The following is a 21,555-nucleotide window of genomic DNA, read 5'->3' as shown; positions in this document are numbered from 1 at the left end:
ACGAAGTAGTCTAGAGCCCATGCCTGAACGCCGTACCGTCGCACTGGTCACCCTTGGCTGCGCCCGTAACGAGGTGGACTCGGAGGAGCTCGCAGGCCGTTTGGAGGCGGACGGCTGGCAGCTCGTGGAGGACGCCGAGGAAGCCGACGTCGCCGTCGTGAACACCTGTGGCTTCGTCGAGGCCGCCAAGAAGGACTCCGTCGACGCCCTCCTGGAGGCCAACGACCTCAAGGGCCATGGCAGAACCCAGGCCGTCGTGGCGGTGGGCTGCATGGCCGAGCGGTACGGCAAGGAGCTCGCCGAGGCCCTGCCCGAGGCGGACGGCGTGCTCGGCTTCGACGACTACGCGGACATCTCCGACCGCCTCCAGACCATCCTCAACGGCGGCATCCACGCCTCGCACACCCCGCGCGACCGGCGCAAGCTGCTGCCGATCAGCCCGGCCGAGCGGCAGGGGTCCGCCACGGAGGTCGCGCTGCCCGGGCACGCCCCGGCCGACCTCCCGGAAGGGCTCGCCCCGGCCTCCGGCCCGCGTGCGCCCCTGCGCCGCCGACTGGACGGCTCCCCGGTCGCCTCCGTGAAGCTGGCCTCCGGCTGCGACCGGCGCTGCACGTTCTGCGCCATCCCGTCCTTCCGCGGCTCCTTCATCTCGCGCCGGCCTTCCGACGTCCTCAACGAGACGCGGTGGCTCGCCGAGCAGGGCGTGAAGGAGGTGATGCTGGTCTCCGAGAACAACACCTCCTACGGCAAGGACCTGGGCGACATCCGCCTGCTGGAGTCGCTGCTGCCGGAGCTCGCCGAGGTCGACGGCATCGAGCGGGTGCGCGTCAGCTACCTCCAGCCGGCCGAGATGCGGCCCGGCCTCATCGACGTGCTGACCTCGACCCCGAAGGTCGCGCCCTACTTCGACCTGTCCTTCCAGCACTCCGCGCCCGGTGTGCTGCGCGCGATGCGCCGCTTCGGCGACACCGACCGCTTCCTGGAACTGCTCGACACGATCCGCTCCAAGGCCCCCCAGGCCGGTGTGCGCTCCAACTTCATCGTCGGCTTCCCCGGTGAGAGCGAGGCCGACCTCGCCGAGCTGGAGCGCTTCCTGAACGGCGCGCGGCTGGACGCCATCGGCGTCTTCGGCTACTCCGACGAGGAGGGCACCGAGGCGGCGGGCTACGACAACAAGCTCGACGAGGACGTCGTCGCCGAGCGGCTTGGCCGCGTCTCCCGGCTCGCCGAGGAACTCGTCTCGCAGCGCGCCGAGGAGCGGGTCGGCGAGACCGTCCACGTCCTCGTGGAGTCCGTCGACGACGAGGACGGCGTGTACGGCCGCGCGGCGCACCAGGCGCCCGAGACGGACGGCCAGGTGCTCCTCACGAGCGGCGCCGGACTGCGCGCCGGCCGTATGGTCGAGGCGAAGGTGGTCGGTACGGAAGGTGTCGACCTGGTGGCCGAGCCGATCCCGAGTTCGTTCACGTCGCCTTCGTCGAGTGAGGAGGCGGGCAGATGACCGGTGTCCCGGCATCCGCGGCGGGAGGCTCCTCCGGCGCGAGGAGGACCGCCGCCGGTGCGGCGGCCGCGGCCGCGGAGAAGGCTCCCGGGGCGGTGGCGGGGCACGCGGCCGCACCGCCGGCCGGGAGCGGGGCGTCCGGTGCGGATGCGGGCGAGGCCCTCGTGCGCGAGGACGCGACCGGCGCCGATGCCGCCGGGGCGCAGGCCCAGGGCGACGACAAGCCCCCGCGGGGCGCGAAGCTGGCGGCGGCGGCCGTCAACCAGGCCAGCGTCTGGAACATCGCCAACCTGCTGACCATGCTCCGGCTGATCCTGGTGCCGGCGTTCGTCGCGCTGATGCTCGCGGACGGCGGTTACGACCCGGCATGGCGCTCCCTCGCCTGGGCCGCCTTCGCCATCGCCATGATCACCGACCTCTTCGACGGTCACCTGGCGCGCGCCTACAACCTGGTCACGGACTTCGGGAAGATCGCCGACCCCATCGCCGACAAGGCGATCATGGGAGCGGCGCTGATCTGCCTGTCCGCCCTCGGTGATCTGCCGTGGTGGGTGACCGGCGTCATCCTCGGGCGGGAACTGGGGATCACCCTGCTGCGTTTCCTCGTCATCCGCTACGGCGTCATCCCCGCCAGCCGGGGAGGCAAGCTCAAGACGCTCACCCAGGGCGTGGCGGTGGGCATGTACGTGCTGGCGCTGACCGGGTGGCTCGCCACTCTGCGGTGGTGGGTGATGGCCGCGGCCGTCGTGCTGACCGTGGTGACCGGGCTGGACTATGTGAAACAGGCCATTGTGCTGCGCAGGCAGGGAATCGCCGAGCGCAAGGCCGCGTTGGAGGAGAAGGAAGCGTGAGTTCCACGGCTACCGACGTGGTGCGACTACTCACAGTGAAGGGCGAGACGCTCGCCGTCGCGGAGTCGCTGACCGGTGGCCTCGTGGCGGCGGAGATCACGTCGGTACCCGGGGCGTCCAAGGTCTTCCGGGGTTCGGTGACCGCCTACGCCACCGAGCTGAAGCATGAACTGCTCGGCGTCGACGCCACCCTGCTGGCGGCGCGAGGTGCGGTGGATCCGCAGGTCGCGGCCCAGATGGCGGTCGGCGTCCGCAAGGCGCTCGGCACCGACTGGGGCATCGCGACCACCGGTGTCGCGGGTCCCGATCCGCAGGACGGACAGGAAGTCGGAACGGTCTTCGTCGCCGTGGACGGGCCGTTCGCCCAGGATTCCGGTTCTGCCGGCGGCGGAAAAGTGGAGGGTCTGCGGTTGAACGGCGACCGCGCGGAAATTCGTAGAGAGAGTGTACGGAGCGTACTCGCACTGCTCCTGACGGAGCTGGCGGGCGAACAGACCGGGAATGAGCGGGCACAGGATACGGAACGGAACGGGGGGTTTTGATGTTTGCAGCCCTGAGTGAACACGACATCGCTCCCCGCACGGCCGCGGCGCAAGGCGGTACGGTGGGGCGTAATGGATGCGGCTACGCGGTCCGAGGAGGGAGCCACCGATGATTCTGCTCCGTCGCCTGCTGGGTGACGTGCTGCGTCGGCAGCGCCAGCGCCAGGGCCGTACTCTGCGCGAAGTCTCCTCGTCCGCCCGAGTCTCACTCGGCTATCTCTCCGAGGTGGAGCGGGGGCAGAAGGAGGCTTCCTCCGAGCTGCTCTCCGCCATCTGCGACGCGCTGGACGTACGGATGTCCGAGCTCATGCGGGAAGTGAGCGACGAGCTCGCCCTCGCCGAGCTGGCCCAGTCTGCTGCGGCCACCCCCAGCGAGCCTGTACCCACACCGGTGCGACCGATGCTGGGTTCCGTTTCGGTGACCGGTGTGCCACCGGAACGGGTGACCATCAAGGCGCCCGCCGAGGCGGTGGACGTCGTCGCCGCGTGACGCCCTACGCGTCCGTGGCATGAACCAGCGGCGCGAACGCGCTGGAACGTGGTGAGGCCCCGGCCGGGGTTCTCCGGGAGATCCGGAGGAGTGGCGGCCGGGGTTTTCGCTTGCCCGGGCGCGCATCGAACTCGGCGGGGCGGCGTGGGCTCGGTGGCGTGGGCTTGGCGTGGCGGCGCTATGTGAGCACGGCTGTCCTTTTTGTGTGCGTTTGCTCCTGGGGCGTGCGGCGGTCATCGTTGAGGGGATGGCCGGGGGGCAGTCCACGGAGGTGCGGATGTACGTCGTGAAGAGCCCGTTGTCGGACGCGAACCTGAAGACCGTGTCCGAGGCGCTGCAGGGCGCCCTCGTCGATCTCGTGGACCTCGCCCTCGTGGCGAAGCAGATTCACTGGAACGTGGTGGGGCCGCGCTTCCGCTCGGTGCACCTCCAGCTCGATGAGGTCGTCGACACCGCGCGGACGCACTCCGACACCGTGGCCGAGCGTGCCGCGGCCCTGGGCGTCCCGCCGGACGGGCGCGCCGCGACGGTGGCCGTCGGCAGCGGTATCGGCGTGACGCCCGAAGGGTGGGTCGACGACACGACCGCCGTGCGGACGCTCGTCGAGGCGCTGGGCGCGGTGATCACGCGGATGCGGGAGCGCGTCGAGGCGACCGGGGAGCCGGATCCGGTGAGCCAGGACATCTTCATCCAGATCACGGCGGCCCTGGAGAAGCATCACTGGATGTTCCAGGCCGAGAACGGGTGATCGGCGCGGGCGCCTTGGGCGCCGTGGGCACCGCTGGTGCCGCGGTGGGCGGCGTGGCGTGCGCGGTGGTGCGCTTCCCGGTGTGCTCCGTGGCGGGTGGCGCGGTGGGTGACGGGCCGGCCGGTCCCACCCGCATTCGCGAGGTTGCCGTACGACGAGCTCGAGCGGCTCCTCGGCGCGGTGGGCGACGTGGTGCGCCTGTGTGCCGTTGGTGCGCCCTGTGCGGGGGCCCGGGCACCCGAATAACGTCGGGCTGGAGGTGGCGGCCATGGCGGGGATAGGGCGCCGGGGGGCGCGGTGCTGGGGGGCTGCTCATGGGGTCGTGCGATGGGGGCCTCGTGGCGCCGTGCTGGGGCTCGGGGTGCTGTGGTGGTGGGCCGTGGTGCGGCTGGTGATGACGCCCGGCGCGGGGGCGCTGGAGGCGACCGTGGCCGCCGGGGGGTGGGGGCTGAGTGTGCTGCCGGTCCACTGTGTGCCCAAGGGGCGGGCCAGCGGGGTGGTGGTCGGTGCGGGGCGCTTGCGGAAGCTTCTGGGAGTGAGGGCGCGGGGAGTGGTTCGGCGGGGGTGAGTGGGCGCGGGCGCTCGGCTGCGTGGGGTGGCGGCGGGTGCGCGGGGTGCGGGGAGACGGGGTGGGCGAGGCTGGGTGGGGCTTTGTGGTGGGGCTGGGTGGGATATGAGGGGGGTGACGGGGGCGAGGCGTGGTCGTCGCCACGGCATCGCCACACCCCCGTTCAGGCGAATGATCTGGCCCGTGGTGACGACCGACGCGTCGGAGGCCAGATGGACGAGGACGCCGCGGTGTGCAGGCCCTCCAGGCCGCGGTCCGCGCCGTGCACGGTGGCTCCCTCCTCGGCCGGCAGAACCGCGCAGGCGCGGTCGATGCCGCTCGCGGCGCCGGTGACGAACGCGGTGCGGCCGGTGAGGTCGCACGCCGAGACGGGCATGCGGGGACCGTGCGAGCGTTTCTGACGGTCGTCAGGTGGTTGCGCCGCGATGGACGCGCCGGGCCGGTGCGGGGGCCGGGCCGGGCTGGCAGAGCGGGCACCAGTACGTGGGACGTTCGCGGGAGCCGTCGCCCTGCTCGGCGACGCGGATCGGGGTGTGGCAGCGCAGACAGGGGCGGCGGGCCCGGCCGTACACGAAGAGGTCCTGGCCGCGGCGGCCCGTCGTGTTCCGGATCGGGCGTTCGCGGTTGGCGTCCAGCAGCCTCTTGGCCAGTGCCGGCAGCTTCGCGGCGCGGTCGGCGGGCAGCTCGCCCGCCGGGAGCCAGGGGGTGATGCCGAGCAGGAAGCACAGTTCGCTCTTGTAGACATTGCCGATCCCGGCGAGGTTGCGCTGGTCGAGCAGGGCCTCGCCGAGTTCGCGGGCCGGGTCCTTCAGAACGTTGGCCAGGGCCCGGTCGGGGTCCCAGTCCGGGCCGAGGAGGTCGGGGCCGAGGTGACCGACCGCGCGGTCCTCGTCGGTGGTGCGCAGCAGTTCCAGGACGGGGAGCCGGTAGCCGACGGCCGTGCGGTCGTCGGTGCCGAGAATGGCGCGGATCTGGTGGCCGGGGCCGCCGCTCCAGCGCTGGCCGTTCGCGTACACCTTCCAGGAGCCGTCCATCCGCAGGTGGGAGTGGAGGGTCAGACCGCCCTCGATGCGGGTGAGGAGGTGTTTGCCGCGCGGGGTGACGTCCAGGACCCTGCGGCCCGTGAGGTCGGCCGTGGCGAAGCGGGGCACCCTGAGGTCGCTGCGGGTCAGCATGCGGCCCGCGAGGGCGTCGTCCAACCGCCGCGCCGCCTGCCAGACCGTGTCTCCTTCGGGCATGGGTCAAGAGTGGCACGACGGCCGCACTCACCGTCGGAGAGCCCCGGACGTGGTCGTCAGGCGCGCAGGCGCAGGCCCCGGGGTGTCGCGATGAAGCCCGCTCCCTCCAGGAGGGTGCCGACGGGGGAGGTGAGCGCCTGGGCGCCGTTGACCCGTTCCACCGTGACCGTGCCCAGGGAGCCCGCGCGGGCGGCCGAGGCCAGGGCCTCCGCCGCGGTGTGCAGGCGCGGGTCGTCGCCCGGGTCGCCCTCCGGGTCGGCGGCCCAGGCGAGCAGGGTCTTGCCGCCGCGCTCCATGTAGAGCGTCAGCTCACCGTCGACGAGCACCACCAGGGAACCCGCCTTGCGGCCCGGCTTGTGGCCGGCACCGGTCGGGGGCTCGGGCCACGGCAGGGCCGCGCCGTACGCGTTGGCCGGATCGGCGGCAGCGAGCACCACGGCCCGGGAGGCGTCCGCGCGGGTGCGGCGGCCGGAGAATCCGGAGTCGTAGGCCGCCCGTCCGCCGTTCTGCCAGGGCGGGGCGCCCTGCGGCGCGTAGTCGCGGGGGGAGATCCACTCGCCCGGGGCCGGCTTCGGCGGCTCGTACGCGGAACCCGGTGCGGGGAAACCGTCGGGGCCCGGGTCGTCGGTGTGGTCGGTGGAGGGGGCCGAGTCGTCCGGCCCGGCGAAGTCATGGGCCGGGAAGGGGTCGGGGTCGGTGCCTGCGAACGAGTCGGTGCCCGCGAACGGTTCGGCGCCCGCGAACGGGTCGAGGCCGGGGCCCGGGGGCGGGCCGGGCAGGGTCTCGCCGCGGTCGCGGGCGTTGGACACCGCCCGGAGCCGGTCCACGGCGCCGTCCATCGCGAACTGTGCCGCGCCGAGCCCTTCCACCACGTAGCCGCGGCGGGCCTGGCCGCTCTCCTCGAAGACGGACAGGACGCGGTACGTCGCCGAGAAGCCGCCCTCGACGCCTTCCGCCGCGACCGCGCCCCTGGTGACCACGCCGTGCCGGTCCAGGAGGGTGCGGGCCAGGGCGTGGGCCCGCACCGTCGGGTCGGCCTCGTGGGACGGGAGCAGGGACCAGCGGCCGGCCACCGTCGGCGGCCCCGAGCGCGACGCCGTGCGGGCCGCGGCCGTCAGGGAGCCGTAGCGGCCGCGCGGGACGGCCCGCTTGGCGCGGTGGGCCGTGGAGCCGGCGGTGCGTCCCGAGCCGAGCAGGGACCGCAGAGGACTGAGCGTGTCGTTGGTCAGACGGCCCGACCAGGCCAGATCCCACAGGGCGTCGGCCAGCTGGGGATCGCCGGCCTCGGGATGGGTGGTGGCGCGGACCTGGTCGGCGATCTGGCGGAAGAACAGGCCGTAGCCGCCGGAGAGCGTGTCCAGGACCGACTGGTGCAGGGCGGTCAGCTCCAGCGGGTGCGGGGGCGGCAGCAGCAGGGGGGCCGCGTCCGCCAGGTAGAGGGAGACCCAGCCGTCCTTGCCGGGCAGGGAGCCCGCCCCGGCCCAGATCACCTCACCCGCTGCCGTGAGCTCGTCCAGCATCGCCGGGGCGTAGTTCGCGACCCGCGACGGCAGGACCAGCTTCTCCAGCGCGGAGGCCGGCACGGACGCTCCCTGCAACTGCTCGATGGCGCGCACCAGCCCGTCGACGCCGCGCAGGGAGTGCCCCTTGCCGATGTGCTGCCACTGGGGCAGGAACTGGGCGAGCGCCGCCGGGGGCACCGGCTCCAGCTCGTGCCGCAGGGCGGCCAGGGAACGGCGGCGCAGCCGGCGCAGCACGGTCGCGTCGCACCACTCCTGACCGATCCCGGCCGGATGGAACTCGCCCTGGACGACCCGGCCCGCCGCGGCGAGCCGCTGGAGGGCGCCCTCGGTGACGGCGACGCCCAGGCCGAAGAGGGCGGCGGCGGTGGCCGACGTGAACGGGCCGTGGGTGCGGGCGTAGCGGGCGAGGAGGTCGCCGAGCGGGTCCTTGACGGGCTCCGTGAAGGCCTCCGGGACGCCGACCGGCAGGGCGGTGCCCAGCGCGTCGCGCAGGCGGCCGGCGTCCTCGATGGCCGCCCAGTGGTCGGCACCGGCGATCCGGACCCGGATGGCGCGGCGGGTGCCCGCCAGCTCCTCGGCCCACCGCGGCTCGGCACCCCGCTCGGCGAGCTCCGCGTCCGTCAGCGGGCCGAGCAGGCGCAGCAGGTCCGCGACGCCCTCGGCGTCCTTGACGCGGCGGTCCTCGGTGAGCCACTGCAGCTCCCGCTCCAGCTCCGTCAGCACCTCGGCGTCCAGCAGCTCGCGCAGCTCCGCCTGGCCCAGGAGCTCGGCCAGCAGCCGGGAGTCCAGCGACAGGGCGGCGGCACGGCGCTCGGCGAGGGGGGAGTCGCCCTCGTACAGGAACTGGGCGACGTAGCCGAACAGGAGGGAGCGCGCGAAGGGGGACGGCTCGGGGGTGGTGACCTCGACGAGGCGGACCTTGCGGGACTCCAGGTCGCCCATCAGCTCGACCAGCCCGGGCACGTCGAAGACGTCCTGCAGGCACTCGCGGATCGCCTCCAGGACGATCGGGAACGAGCCGAACTCGCTCGCCACCTGCAGCAGCTGGGAGGCGCGCTGCCGCTGCTGCCACAGCGGGGTGCGCCGGCCCGGGTTGCGGCGGGGCAGCAGCAGCGCGCGGGCGGCGCACTCGCGGAAGCGGGAGGCGAACAGGGCCGAGCCGCCCACCTGGTCGGTGACGACCTGGTCGACCTCGCCCTTGTCGAAGACGACGTCGGCGGCGCCCACGGGGGCCTGCTCCGCGTCGTACTCCCGGCCCGCCTTCACCGGCTCCTGGTCCAGCAGGTCCAGGCCCATCAGGTCGGCGTCCGGCAGGCGCAGCACGATGCCGTCGTCGGCGTGCATCACCTGCGCGTCCATGCCGTACCGCTCGGACAGCTTCGCCCCGAGCGCGAGCGCCCAGGGGGCGTGCACCTGCGCGCCGAAGGGGGAGTGCACGACCACGCGCCAGTCGCCCAGCTCGTCGCGGAAGCGCTCCACGACGATCGTCCGGTCGTCCGGGATGTGTCCGCAGGCCTCCCGCTGCTCGTGCAGGTACGACAGCACGTTGTCCGCCGCCCAGGCGTCTAGCCCGGCCGCGACCAGGCGCAGACGGGCGTCGTCCTTCGGCATCGAGCCGACCTCGCGCAGGAACGCGCCCAGCGCCCGGCCCAGCTCCAGCGGGCGGCCCAGCTGGTCGCCCTTCCAGAAGGGCAGCCGGCCCGGCACGCCCGGGGCGGGGGAGACCAGGACGCGGTCCCGGGTGATGTCCTCGATGCGCCACGAGCTCGTGCCGAGCGTGAAGACGTCACCGACGCGGGACTCGTAGACCATCTCCTCGTCGAGCTCGCCGACCCGGCCGCCGCCCTTCTTGGGGTCCGATCCGGCGAGGAAGACCCCGAACAGGCCCCGGTCGGGAATCGTGCCGCCGGAGGTGACGGCGAGGCGCTGGGCACCGGGGCGGCCGGTGATCTCGCCGGTGACGCGGTCCCACACCACGCGCGGGCGCAGTTCGGCGAAGGCGTCGGACGGGTAGCGGCCGGCGAGCATGTCCAGGACCGCGGTGAAGGCGGATTCGGGGAGGGAGGCGAAGGGGGCGGCCCGGCGGACGGCGGCCAGAAGGTCGTCGAACTGCCACGTGTCCATCGCCGTCATCGCGACGAGCTGCTGCGCCAGGACGTCCAGGGGGTTGGCGGGGACCTTGAGGGACTCGATGGCGCCGGTGCGCATGCGCTCGGTGACCACCGCCGCCTGGACCAGGTCGCCGCGGTACTTCGGGAAGACCACGCCGGTGGAGACCGCGCCCACCTGATGCCCCGCGCGGCCCACGCGCTGGAGGCCGGAGGCCACCGAAGGCGGCGACTCGACCTGGACGACGAGGTCGACGGCACCCATGTCGATGCCCAGCTCGAGACTGGACGTGGCCACGACCGCCGGCAGGCGGCCCGCCTTGAGGTCCTCCTCCACCAGAGCGCGCTGCTCCTTGGACACCGAGCCGTGGTGCGCCCGGGCGATGACCTGGGGCGCGCCCTGGGCGGCCCCCGAGCCGCCCATGAGCTCGGCGGGGGAGTGGTGCTCGTCCAGGGGCTCGCCCGTGGCCCGCTCGTACGCGATCTCGTTCAGGCGGTTGCACAGGCGCTCGGCGAGGCGGCGGGAGTTCGCGAAGACGATCGTGGAGCGGTGGGACTGGACCAGGTCGGCGATCCGCTCCTCGACGTGCGGCCAGATCGACGGGCGCTCGGCGCCCTCCGAGCCGTCCGACACGGGGGAGCCGCCCAGCTCGCCCAGGTCCTCGACCGGGACGACCACGGACAGGTCGAACTCCTTGCCCGACTCCGGCTGGACGATCTCCACCTTGCGGCGCGGGGAGAGGAAGCGGGCCACCTCGTCGACCGGGCGGACCGTAGCGGACAGGCCGATGCGGCGGGCGGGCCTCGGGAGGAGGTCGTCCAGCCGCTCCAGGGAGAGGGCGAGGTGGGCGCCGCGCTTGGTGCCGGCCACCGCGTGCACCTCGTCGAGGATCACCGTCTCCACACCGGTCAGCGCGTCGCGCGTGGCCGACGTCAGCATCAGGAACAGCGACTCCGGCGTCGTGATCAGGATGTCCGGCGGGCGGGTGGACAGGGCGCGGCGCTCCGCCGCGGGCGTGTCTCCCGAACGGATGCCCACCTTGACCTCGGGCTCGGGCAGCCCCAGCCGCACGGACTCCTGGCGGATGCCCGTCAGAGGGCTGCGGAGGTTGCGCTCGACGTCCACGGCCAGGGCCTTGAGCGGGGAGACGTACAGGACGCGGCAGCGCTTCTTGGGGTCGGCGGGGGGAGGGGTCGAGGCCAGCTGGTCCAGCGCGGCCAGGAAGGCGGCCAGGGTCTTGCCGGAGCCGGTGGGGGCCACGACCAGCACGTCGGAACCCTCGTGGATGGCCTGCCAGGCGCCGGACTGGGCGGTGGTGGGCGCGGGGAAGGCACCCGTGAACCAGGCGCGGGTCGCGGGTGAGAAGCCGTCGAGGGGGCCGGGCGCTGTGCTGACCATGCGTCCATCGTGCACCCCGCCACTGACAACGGCGGGTCGCCGCGACTCCGCCCGCCGTCCCGGGGCCGGGACGGCGGTGGTCCGCGGTGCGCCCGCCGGGCGCTCGGTGGTGGTCCCCGCCCGGCGTTTCGCGGTGGTCCCCGCCCGCCGTTTCGCCGTCGGCCGGAGGCCGGACAATGGAGGGATGAGTGAGCGCGCGCGGCACTGGCAGTACGAGGAGCTGCCCGGGGTGGATCTGCTGCGGGCCCGGTACGTGCGCAAGACCTTCGTGCGGCACACGCACGAGAACTTCGTGATCGCCGCCATCGCGGACGGCGTGGAGGTGTTCCACCACGGCGGGGGCGACCAGTACGCGGGTGCCGGGGCCCTCGCGCTGGTGAACCCGGACACGCCGCACACCGGGCGGGCCGGGGTTCCCGAGGGCTGGCGCTACGGCGCCGTGTACCCCTCGGTGGACGTGGTGGCGGAGATCGCGGCCGAGACGACGGCCCTGCGGGGGACGCCGGGATTCGTCAGCCCGGTGGTGGACGACCCCTACGCCGTCGGGCTCGTGCACCAGGTGCTGCGGGCCGCGGACGAGGGCAACGCGCTGGCCGCCGACACGCTGCTGCGGGTCGCCGTGACCAGGCTGCTCCGGCTGAACGGCGGGCCCATGCCGAGGCGTGCCGTGCGCACGGCCGGGGCGGCCATCGCGGCACGCGCGCGTGGCGTGCTGGAGGAGCGCATGGTGCGGCCACCAGGGCTGGAGCGGTTGGCCACCGATCTCGGGACCAGCCCGTTCGCGCTGCTGCGGGCCTTCCGGGACACCTACGGGATGCCGCCGCACGCGTGGCTGACGGACGCGCGGGTGCGCAGGGCGCGGCGGCTGCTGGACGCGGGGACGGCGCCCTCGGAGGTGGCCGTGGCCGTGGGATTCACCGATCAGCCGCACCTCAACCGGCACTTCAGCCGGATCGTCGGCGTCCCTCCGGGCGCCTATCAGCGCGAGCGCAAGAACGTACAAGACCCGCCCTAGCGGCCGGCCGTAGGTTCGGTGTGTGGCAGAAACGACAGCTATCGAGGATGCAGGAACCGACGGGAAGCCGGACCGGGCCGTCATACGGGACGCCCTGGGTGTGGGGGTGGCCGTCGGGCTCTCCGGGTTCGCCTTCGGCGTGACGTCGGCCGGGAGCGGGCTCACCCTGTGGCAGACCTGCGCGCTCAGTCTCCTCGTCTTCACCGGCGCGTCCCAGTTCGCCCTGGTGGGGGCCCTGGCGGGCGGCGGCAGCCCGTTCACGGCGGCCGCGGGGGCGTTCTTCCTCGGTGTGCGCAACGCCTTCTACGGCCTGCGGCTTTCGCAGGTGCTGGCCCTCCCGCGCGCGGTGCGGCCGTTCGCCGCCCAGTGGGTGATCGACGAGACGGCCGCCGTCGCGCTGGCCCAGCCCACGCGCCGCGCCGCACGGACCGGCTTCTGGGTGACCGGACTGAGCCTGTACGTGCTGTGGAACCTCACCACGCTGCTCGGTGCCCTGGGCGCCGAGGCCATCGGGGACACCGACGCCTGGGGCCTGGACGCCGCGGGGCCCGCCGTGTTCCTGGCGCTGCTCGCACCCATGCTCAGGAGCGGCACCGAGCGGGCCGCAGCCGGGCTCGCGGTACTGCTGGGGATCGGGCTGCTGCCCGTGCTGCCCGCCGGAGTGCCCGTGCTGCTGGCCGCGCTGGCGGCGCCCGCCGTGCTGTGGGCGGACGGCCGGCGCAGGGGACGGGAGGCCGGGCGATGAACGTCTGGATCGCGATCGGGGTGACCGTCCTCGGCTGCTACGCCGTCAAACTGGCCGGGCTGCTGGTGCCCGCGGGCGCCCTGGAACGGCCCGTCGTGAAACGACTGGCCGCCCTGCTGCCCGTCGCGCTGCTGGCGGCCCTCACGGCCCAGCAGACCTTCGCCGACGGACAGACACTGGTGCTGGACGCGCGGGCAGCGGGGCTGGGTGCCGCCGCCGTGGCGCTGCTGCTGCGCGCGCCCTTCCTGGTCGTCGTCGCGGCTGCCGTGGTGGTGACCGCGGGGGTGCGGGCCCTGGCGTGATCAGCCGACGGACCGGCCGTACGCGCCGAGGGTGCGCAGCGCCTCGATCGTCACGATCGCACGGGCCTCGAGCGCCGGGGCCGGGGCCCACCGCCGCCACCGGACCGGCCAGCCGCCGTCCTCCTCCTGCCGGGCCGCGAGGTGGTCCAGGGAACGGGCCATCTCGTCGTCCGTGAACCACCCGCGCGCGAGGGAGCCCGGGGTCCGCGCGTAGTCGCACGGGAAGTGGTGCTCTCCCGGGGCGTAGCCGGGGGAGACCGGGTACGCCTCCAGGCGGTCGGGGTCCAGTACCGCGAGGCCCTGCGCGCGCACCAGGCGGCCCAGGCGGTCGGCGGCTGCCTCCGCGCGCGGGCGGTCGGGAACGGCGTCCAGGAAGGCCACGGCGGCCTCGATCTCGTACGGGTGCGACTTCTCCAGGGACTCGACCGCCTGCCAGCAGAAGTCCGTGGCTCTGAAGAGCCACGCGTGCCACACCTCGTTGCGGTGCAGCAGGCCCACCACCGGACCGGTGGCCAGGAGCTCGCTGGGCGGGTCGGCCACGACCGGCAGGAACGGGGCTGTGGGGTAGCCGCGCTGACTGGGGTGCACTGCCGGGAGCGCCCCGTCCGCCGTGGAGACGGACGTCAGGTAGCGGCACATGCGCTCCACCCGCTGGCCCGCGCACCGCCCGACGGCGTCCAGGACGCGCAGGGCACGGGCGGTGTGCAGCGGCTGGCTGACCGGGCCGCGCAGATCGGGTTCGAGGGCGTGGCCGTACCCGCCGTCCCCGTTGCGGTAGGCGTCCAGGGCCGCCTCCACCGGCTCGGCGGCACCACCCCGGAAGTGGTGGGCGAAGAGGCGTTGCTCCAGCACGCGCGCGGTGAGCCAGACGAAGCGTTCGGCGCGCGCCACGGGAGTGTGCGGCAGGGGCGTCGGGGGGAGTGCGGGTGCTCCGGTATCGGCCATGGCACCGACCGTAGGGCGCGAAGGGGCGCGCGCAGGCGGTCCCGGCTCAGGCCCACCCCCAGGGGCGGGATACTGGAGTCATGCGGTTGACGGTCTTCTGGCAGCGGATGGCGGAGCACTTCGGTCCGGGCTACGCCGACACCTTCGCGCGCGACCACGTGATGTCGGACCTCGGCGGACGCACGGTGAACGAGGCGCTCGACTCCGGCTGGGACGCCAAAGAGGTCTGGCAGGTGGTCTGCTCGGTGATGGACGTGCCCCGCGAGAGGCGCTGACCCCTGCCGACGGGCCGCCCCGGAGGGCCGGCCGGCCACGAAGATCGCAGGCGGGCAGACGGCTGTCGGTGGCGTGGGTGAGACTTGGTCCGTGGCACCCACTGACGAGACCGGGCAGGCAGCCCCGCAGGCATCCCCGTCGGGACCGACGCCCCCCACCCGGCCCCCCGCCGGCGGGGCCGCCGGACCGAACGGCCGCATGCCGCGCTGGCTGCCGCGGGCCATGGTGCTCGCGCTCGCGCTCGTCGCCGTCTTCCAGCTCGGCAGCTGGGCGTTCCACCAGCTCACCGGCCTGCTGATCAACGTCCTCATCGCGTTCTTCCTGGCCCTCGCGATCGAGCCCGCGGTGAGCTGGATGGCCTCGCGCGGCCTGCGCCGGGGGTTCGCGGCGTTCATCGTCTTCATCGGCGTGGTGATCGTGGCCGCGGGCTTCGTCACGCTCCTCGGGTCCATGCTCGCCGGCCAGATCATCAAGATGGTCGAGGGGTTCCCGGACTACCTGGACTCCGTCATCAACTGGGTCAACGCGCACTTCGAGACCGATCTCAAGCGCGTCGACATCCAGGAGGGCCTGCTCCGCTCCGACTGGCTGCGCAACTACGTGCAGAACAGCGCCACCGGTGTCCTCGACGTCTCCGCACAGGTCATCGGGGGCCTGTTCCAGCTGCTGACGGTCGCGCTGTTCTCGTTCTACTTCGCCGCCGACGGGCCGCGACTGCGCCGCACCATCTGCTCCGTCCTGCCGCCCGCCCGGCAGGCCGAGGTGTTGCGCGCGTGGGAGATCGCAGTGAACAAGACCGGCGGTTATCTGTACTCGCGCGGTCTGATGGCTTTGATCTCCGGCATAGCCCACTTCGTGCTGCTGCAGGCGCTGGACGTGCCCTACGCGCCCGTGCTCGCCGTGTGGGTGGGCCTGGTGTCGCAGTTCATCCCCACCATCGGCACGTATCTCGCGGGCGCGCTGCCCATGCTGATCGCGTTCACGGTGGACCCCTGGTACGCGCTGTGGGTGCTGATCTTCGTCGTCATCTACCAGCAGTTCGAGAACTACGTGCTGCAGCCCAAGCTGACCTCGAAGACCGTCGACATCCACCCCGCGGTCGCCTTCGGCTCGGTCATCGCGGGCACCGCGCTCCTCGGCGCCGTCGGCGCGCTGATCGCCATCCCCGCCATCGCGACCCTGCAGGCCTTCCTCGGGGCGTATGTGAAGCGCTACGACGTCACGGACGACCCTCGGGTCCACGGCCACCGAAGAGGTGAGGGACCGGGGCTGCTGACCCGCGCGCGGGGGCTGTGGGTGGCACGGCGACCGGGGGAGCGGGGCGCGGACGAGGGCCCGCGGGAAGACGGCTCCTGAAGGACCGGATGCCACCGGTCCTGCAAGTGGCTGGGCGGCTGAGCGCCTGAGCGGCCAGGTGCCCGGTCATCACACGGCCGCGGCCTGCAGCAGGCTTTCCCGTTCGTCGGGACGAAGCGGTTCGCCGGGTAGGGTCTCGTCCTCCAGCAGGGCGCGCAGCACGTCGGCATGGTCGGCGAAGACCGCCCGGCACCGGGCGCGTTCGGGGTGGTCCCGGTCGCCGCCGAAGAGCCGCACCGCGCGCTCGCCGCCTTCGTCCACGGGGTGCGAGAGCTCCGCGACCACGAGCAGCAGCTCGAGCAGTGTGGACCGTATGGGTACCTGCGGGTCGGCCGTGAGACGGATCAGGTACGGCAGGGCCGTCGGCATGGCCGGGCCCATGTGGAAGACACCGTCCATCAGGACGTCGCAGAGCACTCTCTCCGCCTCGGCGGCCGCGGCCGCGTCGAGCAGTGCGCGCAGCAGGGCCGGGACGTCGGCGGGGCACCCGGGGAACTCCTGCCGGGCGATCGTGCCGCAGCCGCGCAGCGCGGGGTGCTCCCGGCCGGTCTCGGCCGCGGAGGGGAACTTCCGGAGGAAGCGTGCGACGGCGGCCTCCTTGGCGGCGGCGTCGATCCGGCACATCGCCTTCCCCCCTTGCCTCCGGCTGCGTGAACGCGGCGATGCGGGGCACGGTACTCCGGCGCGGGTGGCGCGGATGTTGTGCCGGCTGTCCGGCCCGGTCGTTGCGGGGACTGGGGTCTGGATCCGGGCCTCGTGGTGTCGGGAGTGCCGCGTGGTGCGCTTGACACCAAAATCGAACATCCATTCTTATGGAGGCACCGGCAAGGCTCAACGACGGGCGTTTCGACGTAGTTTGGGTGGAGAAGTGCCCGAGTTATCCACAGGCCGGACGGGCGTCGAGGCGCATTGTCAGTGGCAGGCGTTAGCGTCTTTGACGTGAAGCGATCGACTCAAGCAAATCGGGTGGAACCCATGGCAGGAACCGACCGCGAGAAGGCCCTGGATGCCGCGCTCGCACAGATTGAACGGCAATTCGGCAAGGGCGCGGTCATGCGCATGGGCGACCGGACCCAGGAGCCCATCGAGGTCATCTCGACCGGATCCACCGCCCTGGACGTGGCCCTCGGCGTGGGCGGTCTGCCGCGCGGCCGCGTCGTGGAGATCTACGGACCGGAGTCCTCCGGTAAGACCACCCTGACCCTGCACGCGGTGGCGAACGCGCAGAAGGCCGGCGGCCAGGTCGCCTTCGTCGACGCGGAGCACGCCCTCGACCCCGAGTACGCGAGGAAGCTCGGCGTCGACATCGACAACCTCATCCTGTCCCAGCCGGACAACGGCGAGCAGGCCCTGGAGATCGTGGACATGCTGGTCCGCTCCGGCGCCCTCGACCTCATCGTCATCGACTCCGTCGCGGCGCTCGTCCCGCGCGCTGAGATCGAGGGCGAGATGGGCGACAGCCACGTGGGTCTGCAGGCCCGCCTGATGAGCCAGGCCCTGCGGAAGATCACCAGCGCGCTCAACCAGTCCAAGACCACCGCCATCTTCATCAACCAGCTCCGCGAGAAGATCGGCGTGATGTTCGGCTCCCCGGAGACCACGACCGGTGGCCGGGCCCTGAAGTTCTACGCCTCGGTGCGCATCGACATCCGCCGCATCGAGACCCTGAAGGACGGCACGGAGGCGGTCGGCAACCGCACCCGCTGCAAGGTCGTCAAGAACAAGGTCGCGCCGCCCTTCAAGCAGGCCGAGTTCGACATCCTCTACGGCCAGGGCATCAGCCGCGAGGGCGGTCTGATCGACATGGGCGTGGAGCACGGCTTCGTCCGCAAGGCCGGCGCCTGGTACACGTACGAGGGCGACCAGCTCGGCCAGGGCAAGGAGAACGCGCGCAACTTCCTCAAGGACAACCCCGACCTGGCGAACGAGATCGAGAAGAAGATCAAGGAGAAGCTGGGCGTCGGCGTGCGCCCCGCGGAGCCTGCCGCCCAGCAGGGCACGGACGCCGCGGTTCCCGCCCCGGCCGACGCGGCCCCGGCCGTCCCCGCCCCGGCAGCGGCCAAGGCCACCAAGTCCAAGGCCGCGGCAGCCAAGAGCTGACCCGTGACACGACGAACCGACTGGGCGGAGTACGAGTACGCCGCCTCCGGTGCCCCACGGGGGAGGGGCACCGGAGAGAGGACGGGCTCGGCCGTGGACGGGGCGGACACGCACGAGGACATCGCGCCAGACGCGGGGCTGGACGCGCGCGGCCGGCTGCACGGGGGCGACCGGCTGCACGGGGGCAGCGGTCCGCACGGGGATGATCCGTACGGGGGTGACGATCCGCACGCGCACGAGAGTCCGCACGGATATGCCGATCCCCACGGGTACGACGACCGGCGTGAGGACGAAGGAGCGTACGGGGGAGACACTCCCAGGCCTCCCCGGGGCGACTCGCGTGGCGGCGGGACGCGCCGGGGGCGTGGGCGGCGTCGGCGTGGTTTCGGTGAGGCGGCCGACGCCGAGGACGGAGGCGCCCTTGCCTCGTCGAGGGCCGAGCAGGAGGCGCCTCCGGGGGACCCGGTCGAGCAGGCCCGGGCGATCTGCCTGCGCCTGCTGACCGGGACCCCGCGAACGCGCAAACAGCTCGCCGACGCCCTGCGCAAGCGGCAGATCCCGGACGAGGCCGCGGAGGAGGTGCTGTCACGGTTCGAAGAGGTCGGCCTCATCAACGACAGCGCCTTCGCCGACGCCTGGGTGGAGTCCCGCCACCACGGCCGTGGGCTGGCCCGGCGGGCGCTCGCCCGGGAGCTGCGCACGAAAGGCGTCGACTCCACGCTGATCGACGAGGCCGTCTCCCGGCTCGACTCCGAGCAGGAGGAGGCGACCGCGCGGGAGCTCGTCGACCGGAAGCTGCGCTCCACCCGAGGGCTCGACCGGGACAAGCGGCTGCGCCGCCTCGCGGGCATGCTCGCCCGCAAGGGCTACCCCGAGGGCATGGCGCTGCGCGTGGTCCGACAGGCGCTGGAGGAGGAGGGCGAAGACCCGGACTTCCCGGTCGGCGACGAGTTCTGAGCCGGAAGCCGGCCGAAGCGCCCCTCCCCGGGCATCCGGCTCACTCCACCGGAAGTCCCGCTCCCCGCCACGCCTGGAAGCCGCCGACCAGGTCGGTGGCCCGGCGCAGCCCCAACTGGTGCAGGGACTGCACGGCCAGGCTGGAGGCGTATCCCTCGTTGCAGATCACGACCACGCGCAGGGCGTGACTCGTGGCCTCGGGAAGACGGTGGCTCCCCTGCGGGTCGAGGCGCCACTCCAGTTCGTTGCGCTCGACGACGACGGCACCGGGGATGAGACCGTCCCGTTCGCGCAGGGCGGCGTAGCGGATGTCCACCAGCAGCGCGTCGCCGGCCCGGGCGGCCTCGTACGCCTCCCGCGGCTCGATCCGCCGGTAGCTCGCGCGTACGCGCTCCAGCAGCGCGTCGATCCCCACGGGAGACCGACCCTCACTGTCCTGCCCGGACTCCGGGGCGCTCACTGCCAGTCCTCCGGCCGCTCCACCTGCTCCAGGCGCAGGATCGGCCCGCTGCGGCTGTAGCGGCGGATCTGCGGCAGTGGAGGGTAGTAGGCGTGGACGGAGATCGCGTGCCGGTCGCGGGACTCGTTGAGCACCTCGTGGACGTGATGGCGGCCGAAGGCGCGGCCCTGGCCGGCCGGCAGCCGCCGTTCCCGGTCGACGCCCTCGGTGAGTTCGAGGGTCTTCCAGCCGTCGGTGGGCAGCCGGGCCGCGAGTGAGTTCTCCTTGAGTTCGCCCGACGCGGTCAGGAAGGCGCCGATGGAGTCGGCGTGGTCGTGCCAGCCGGTGCCCGTACCGGGCGGCCAGCCGATCAGCCAGGCTTCGCTGCCGCCGGGGCCGTCCAGTCGCACCCAGGTGCGGCCCTCCGGGTCGAGCGGCAGGGAGGCGATGAGCTCACGGTCGGCGGCCGTGCGCCGGACGAAGTCGTAGAGGTCGGCCTGCGTCGGAGCCGAACGGGCGGTGGAGACAGAAGAGGGCGCGGAAGGGGATACAGACACGGGTGCCGTCCTGAAGCCTGGTGAGGGTTCGCGAAGAGGGCGCGGCAGCCGACGCGGACAGGGCGCGGCGCGCGCGGGAAGAAGGATGCGAAGTCAGCAGGACGGGCGACACACGCAGCCCGCATAGCGAAGGAGGTCCATATGGACCCTCCGCCACAGGCGCACACAGGTGTCGGTCACGCACCGGAGTGAACCATGGCCGCCCGGACGGGTCAACTCACTGTCACCATGCGGACGCACCGTGACAGTGAAGGCGTCACTCCACGTGCCGGTGTCAGGGAGAGCCGGCCGAGGCACCCGCTTCGGTCTGCGCCTCTGTCTGCGCCTTCGCCGGTCCGCCGACCGTGGCCTCGGCCGCCGCGTACAGCTCCTCGGGGCGGACACCGCCGAACGCCGTGACGAGGTGCCCGTCGGGGCGTACCAGGAGCACGGTGTGGGCGGCCGCGCCCGGATAGCTCTCGGCGACCAGCAGTTCGGCGGAGTACGGCAGGGCCGCCACGGCCGCCGCGAGCCGGGGCATGATGCCCGCCCGGGCCCAGTGCTTGCGTTCCCACACGCCCGTGCCCGGCGCGATCAGCACGACGAGCAGTGCTCCTCGGCCCAGCCGGTCGTGCAGCCGCACGAAGGTGCCGTCCTCGGCGGTGACCTGGACGTCGGTGACCGGAGCTCCGGGCGGGGTGTCGACGGGCACCGTCCCTTCCAGGGGCCCGGGTGCGAGCGGTGAGTCGGCGTACGCCCCCGGCGCGCCGAGTTGGCCCTGCCCCAGGTGACCGTCCGTGAGGAGCGCGTCGTGGCCCCGGGACGAGCCGGGGACGTAGGAGCGCAGGCCCCCACCGCCGCGCAGCAGCGGCAGCGCCTGGTCGGCGGCGCGGAGCCGGGCGGCGACGACCGCACGGCGTTCGGCCTGGTAGCTGTCGAGCAGTGCTTCGTGCGGGCCGTGGTGCCAGGCCAGGGCCAGTTTCCAGGCGAGGTTGTCGGCGTCCCGCAGCCCCTCGTCCAGCCCGTGCGTGCCGAGGGCGCCGAGCAGGTGGGCCGCATCCCCCGCGAGGAAGACGCGGTCGGCGCGCCAGCGGCGGGCCAGCCGGTGGTGAACCGTGTGGACGCCGGTGTCGAGCAGTTCGTAGGGCGGGGTCTCGCCGCCCGTCCAGCCGGCCAGGGTCTCCCGGATGCGGGTCAGCAGCAGTTCGGGAGTGACCAGGTCCTTGCCGGGCGGCAGGAGCCAGTCCAGGCGCCAGACGCCGTCGGGCAGCGGCCGGGCGCTGATCTCACCGGCCGAGGGGCCTGACGTGCGCCAGGGCGGCGAGCGGTGCAGCAACGCCTCGTGGGGCCAGGGCAGTTCCGTGCGCAGAGCCGCGACGGCGTGACGTTCCACCGCCGTACGGCCCGGGAAGCGGATGTCCTGGAGCTTGCGCACGGTGGAGCGGGGACCGTCGCAGCCGACCAGGTAACTGCCGCGCCACCAGGTGCCCTTGTCGCCGCGGGTGTGGGCCGTGACGCCCGAGGGCTCCTGTTCGATGCCGTCCAGGCGGCTGTCGACGGCGATCTTGACGAGCCGTTCGCCGGCGAGCGCGGAACGCAGGATGCCGGTCAGGACGTGCTGGGCGATGTGCAGCGGAATCGGTTCGCTGCCGTCGAAAAAGACCTCGCGCATCACCTGCTTGCGTCGCACCGACCGCCATCCGGCCCAGTGGGCGCCGACCTGGTCCAGGGGGACACCGGTCAGACGTTCGATGAGAGCGGCGGTGTCCTCACGCAGGACGACCGAGCGTGCCGCGCGGGGTTCGTCCTTGCCCGGGCCTTCGTCCAGGACGACGCAGGGCACTTCCTGGCGTGCCAGCGCCAGGGCGAGCGTGAGCCCGACGGGCCCCGCTCCCACGATGATCACCGGATCCACG

21 protein-coding genes and 1 pseudogene are annotated in these 21,555 nt (G+C 73.2%); 13 read left to right on the top strand and 9 right to left on the bottom strand.

The genetic code is table 11. From position 1 onward, the window contains the following. The first annotated feature begins 19 nt into the window (after positions 1-19). The 6 genes from rimO (at position 20) to ACPXCS_RS09635 (ending at position 4,700) form a co-directional block, all read left to right on the top strand. Entirely contained in the window at positions 20-1,501 is a 1,482-nt protein-coding gene (gene rimO / locus ACPXCS_RS09660) for a 30S ribosomal protein S12 methylthiotransferase RimO (protein WP_425944949.1), read from the top strand. Beyond that, on the top strand, positions 1,498-2,352 hold the full coding sequence (pgsA, locus tag ACPXCS_RS09655) for a CDP-diacylglycerol--glycerol-3-phosphate 3-phosphatidyltransferase (RefSeq protein WP_425944948.1): 855 nt from the start codon (positions 1,498-1,500) through the stop codon (positions 2,350-2,352). Before rimO ends, pgsA begins: the two co-directional genes overlap by 4 nt. Further along, positions 2,349-2,894 (top strand): CinA family protein, encoded by a 546-nt coding sequence (locus ACPXCS_RS09650; protein WP_425944947.1) that lies wholly within the window; start codon positions 2,349-2,351, stop codon positions 2,892-2,894. The genes pgsA and ACPXCS_RS09650 overlap by 4 nt, the downstream gene beginning before the upstream one ends. 109 nt (positions 2,895-3,003) lie before the next feature. Next, positions 3,004-3,384, top strand: a complete 381-nt coding sequence (locus ACPXCS_RS09645) for a helix-turn-helix domain-containing protein (protein WP_003993396.1) — start codon at positions 3,004-3,006, stop codon at positions 3,382-3,384. A 277-nt stretch (positions 3,385-3,661) separates the two neighbouring features. Next, a complete protein-coding gene (locus ACPXCS_RS09640) occupies positions 3,662-4,132 on the top strand; it encodes a Dps family protein (RefSeq protein ID WP_425944979.1) in 471 nt (156 codons plus the stop codon). A 268-nt stretch (positions 4,133-4,400) separates the two neighbouring features. Beyond that, positions 4,401-4,700, top strand: a complete 300-nt coding sequence (locus ACPXCS_RS09635) for a hypothetical protein (protein WP_425944946.1) — start codon at positions 4,401-4,403, stop codon at positions 4,698-4,700. Between the two features lie 220 nt (positions 4,701-4,920). Here the strand turns inward: ACPXCS_RS09635 and ACPXCS_RS09630 are convergent. From ACPXCS_RS09630 to ACPXCS_RS09620, 3 genes and pseudogenes are all read right to left on the bottom strand, one after another. Beyond that, positions 4,921-5,076: pseudogene (locus ACPXCS_RS09630) on the bottom strand (3-oxoacyl-ACP reductase); the annotation flags it as partial. A 31-nt stretch (positions 5,077-5,107) separates the two neighbouring features. Next, positions 5,108-5,938, bottom strand: coding sequence for an Fpg/Nei family DNA glycosylase (locus ACPXCS_RS09625; RefSeq protein ID WP_425944945.1), 831 nt, complete (start codon positions 5,936-5,938; stop codon positions 5,108-5,110). Between the two features lie 56 nt (positions 5,939-5,994). Continuing rightward, on the bottom strand, positions 5,995-10,968 hold the full coding sequence (locus tag ACPXCS_RS09620) for an ATP-dependent helicase (protein ID WP_425944944.1): 4,974 nt from the start codon (positions 10,966-10,968) through the stop codon (positions 5,995-5,997). A gap of 184 nt (positions 10,969-11,152) precedes the next feature. Here ACPXCS_RS09620 and ACPXCS_RS09615 point away from each other — a divergent pair, with 184 nt between their 5' ends. The 3 genes from ACPXCS_RS09615 to ACPXCS_RS09605 are packed head-to-tail and all read left to right on the top strand — an operon-like array spanning position 11,153 to position 13,030. After that, positions 11,153-11,983: an AraC family transcriptional regulator gene (locus ACPXCS_RS09615; RefSeq protein ID WP_425944943.1), complete on the top strand. Its 831-nt coding sequence runs from the start codon at positions 11,153-11,155 to the stop codon at positions 11,981-11,983. 22 nt (positions 11,984-12,005) lie between these two features. Then, positions 12,006-12,728: an AzlC family ABC transporter permease gene (locus ACPXCS_RS09610; RefSeq protein ID WP_425944942.1), complete on the top strand. Its 723-nt coding sequence runs from the start codon at positions 12,006-12,008 to the stop codon at positions 12,726-12,728. Continuing rightward, positions 12,725-13,030 (top strand): AzlD domain-containing protein, encoded by a 306-nt coding sequence (locus ACPXCS_RS09605; protein WP_425944941.1) that lies wholly within the window; start codon positions 12,725-12,727, stop codon positions 13,028-13,030. The genes ACPXCS_RS09610 and ACPXCS_RS09605 overlap by 4 nt, the downstream gene beginning before the upstream one ends. Here ACPXCS_RS09605 and ACPXCS_RS09600 read toward each other — a convergent pair whose 3' ends face one another. Then, positions 13,031-13,975, bottom strand: coding sequence for a hypothetical protein (locus ACPXCS_RS09600; RefSeq protein ID WP_425944940.1), 945 nt, complete (start codon positions 13,973-13,975; stop codon positions 13,031-13,033). 80 nt (positions 13,976-14,055) lie between these two features. Between ACPXCS_RS09600 and ACPXCS_RS09595 the strand changes: the two genes are divergently transcribed. After that, the gene (locus ACPXCS_RS09595) at positions 14,056-14,250 is read left to right on the top strand and encodes a DUF3046 domain-containing protein (RefSeq protein WP_425944939.1); all 195 of its coding nucleotides are present in this window, start codon (positions 14,056-14,058) and stop codon (positions 14,248-14,250) included. Positions 14,251-14,341: 91 nt separating this feature from the next. Continuing rightward, positions 14,342-15,607, top strand: coding sequence for an AI-2E family transporter (locus tag ACPXCS_RS09590; protein ID WP_425944938.1), 1,266 nt, complete (start codon positions 14,342-14,344; stop codon positions 15,605-15,607). Between the two features lie 69 nt (positions 15,608-15,676). Here ACPXCS_RS09590 and ACPXCS_RS09585 read toward each other — a convergent pair whose 3' ends face one another. Further along, the gene (locus ACPXCS_RS09585; protein ID WP_425944937.1) at positions 15,677-16,231 is read right to left on the bottom strand and encodes a hypothetical protein; all 555 of its coding nucleotides are present in this window, start codon (positions 16,229-16,231) and stop codon (positions 15,677-15,679) included. Between the two features lie 351 nt (positions 16,232-16,582). Between ACPXCS_RS09585 and recA the strand changes: the two genes are divergently transcribed. Both recA and recX read left to right on the top strand, forming a co-directional pair. Next, complete coding sequence (recA, locus tag ACPXCS_RS09580) at positions 16,583-17,707, top strand: recombinase RecA (RefSeq protein ID WP_425944936.1); 1,125 nt, start codon at positions 16,583-16,585, stop codon at positions 17,705-17,707. Positions 17,708-17,710: 3 nt separating this feature from the next. After that, entirely contained in the window at positions 17,711-18,664 is a 954-nt protein-coding gene (recX, locus tag ACPXCS_RS09575; protein WP_425944935.1) for a recombination regulator RecX, read from the top strand. Between the two features lie 40 nt (positions 18,665-18,704). Here the strand turns inward: recX and ACPXCS_RS09570 are convergent, their stop codons facing one another. From ACPXCS_RS09570 to ACPXCS_RS09555, 4 genes are all read right to left on the bottom strand, one after another. Next, positions 18,705-19,130: a rhodanese-like domain-containing protein gene (locus ACPXCS_RS09570; RefSeq protein WP_425944978.1), complete on the bottom strand. Its 426-nt coding sequence runs from the start codon at positions 19,128-19,130 to the stop codon at positions 18,705-18,707. Beyond that, positions 19,121-19,660: a cysteine dioxygenase gene (locus ACPXCS_RS09565; protein WP_425944934.1), complete on the bottom strand. Its 540-nt coding sequence runs from the start codon at positions 19,658-19,660 to the stop codon at positions 19,121-19,123. Before ACPXCS_RS09565 ends, ACPXCS_RS09570 begins: the two co-directional genes overlap by 10 nt. 93 nt (positions 19,661-19,753) lie before the next feature. Further along, the gene (locus ACPXCS_RS09560) at positions 19,754-19,825 is read right to left on the bottom strand and encodes a putative leader peptide (RefSeq protein WP_310851512.1); all 72 of its coding nucleotides are present in this window, start codon (positions 19,823-19,825) and stop codon (positions 19,754-19,756) included. A gap of 109 nt (positions 19,826-19,934) precedes the next feature. After that, positions 19,935-21,554, bottom strand: coding sequence for an FAD-dependent monooxygenase (locus tag ACPXCS_RS09555; protein WP_425944977.1), 1,620 nt, complete (start codon positions 21,552-21,554; stop codon positions 19,935-19,937). Position 21,555: the final 1 nt, after the last annotated feature.

The sequence above is a fragment of the Streptomyces sp. DT190 genome (assembly GCF_049846985.1).
In the GTDB taxonomy this organism is placed as follows: Bacteria; Actinomycetota; Actinomycetes; order Streptomycetales; family Streptomycetaceae; genus Streptomyces.
Note: the sequence above shows the minus strand (reverse complement) of the source record. Positions and strands in the feature narration are given on the sequence as shown.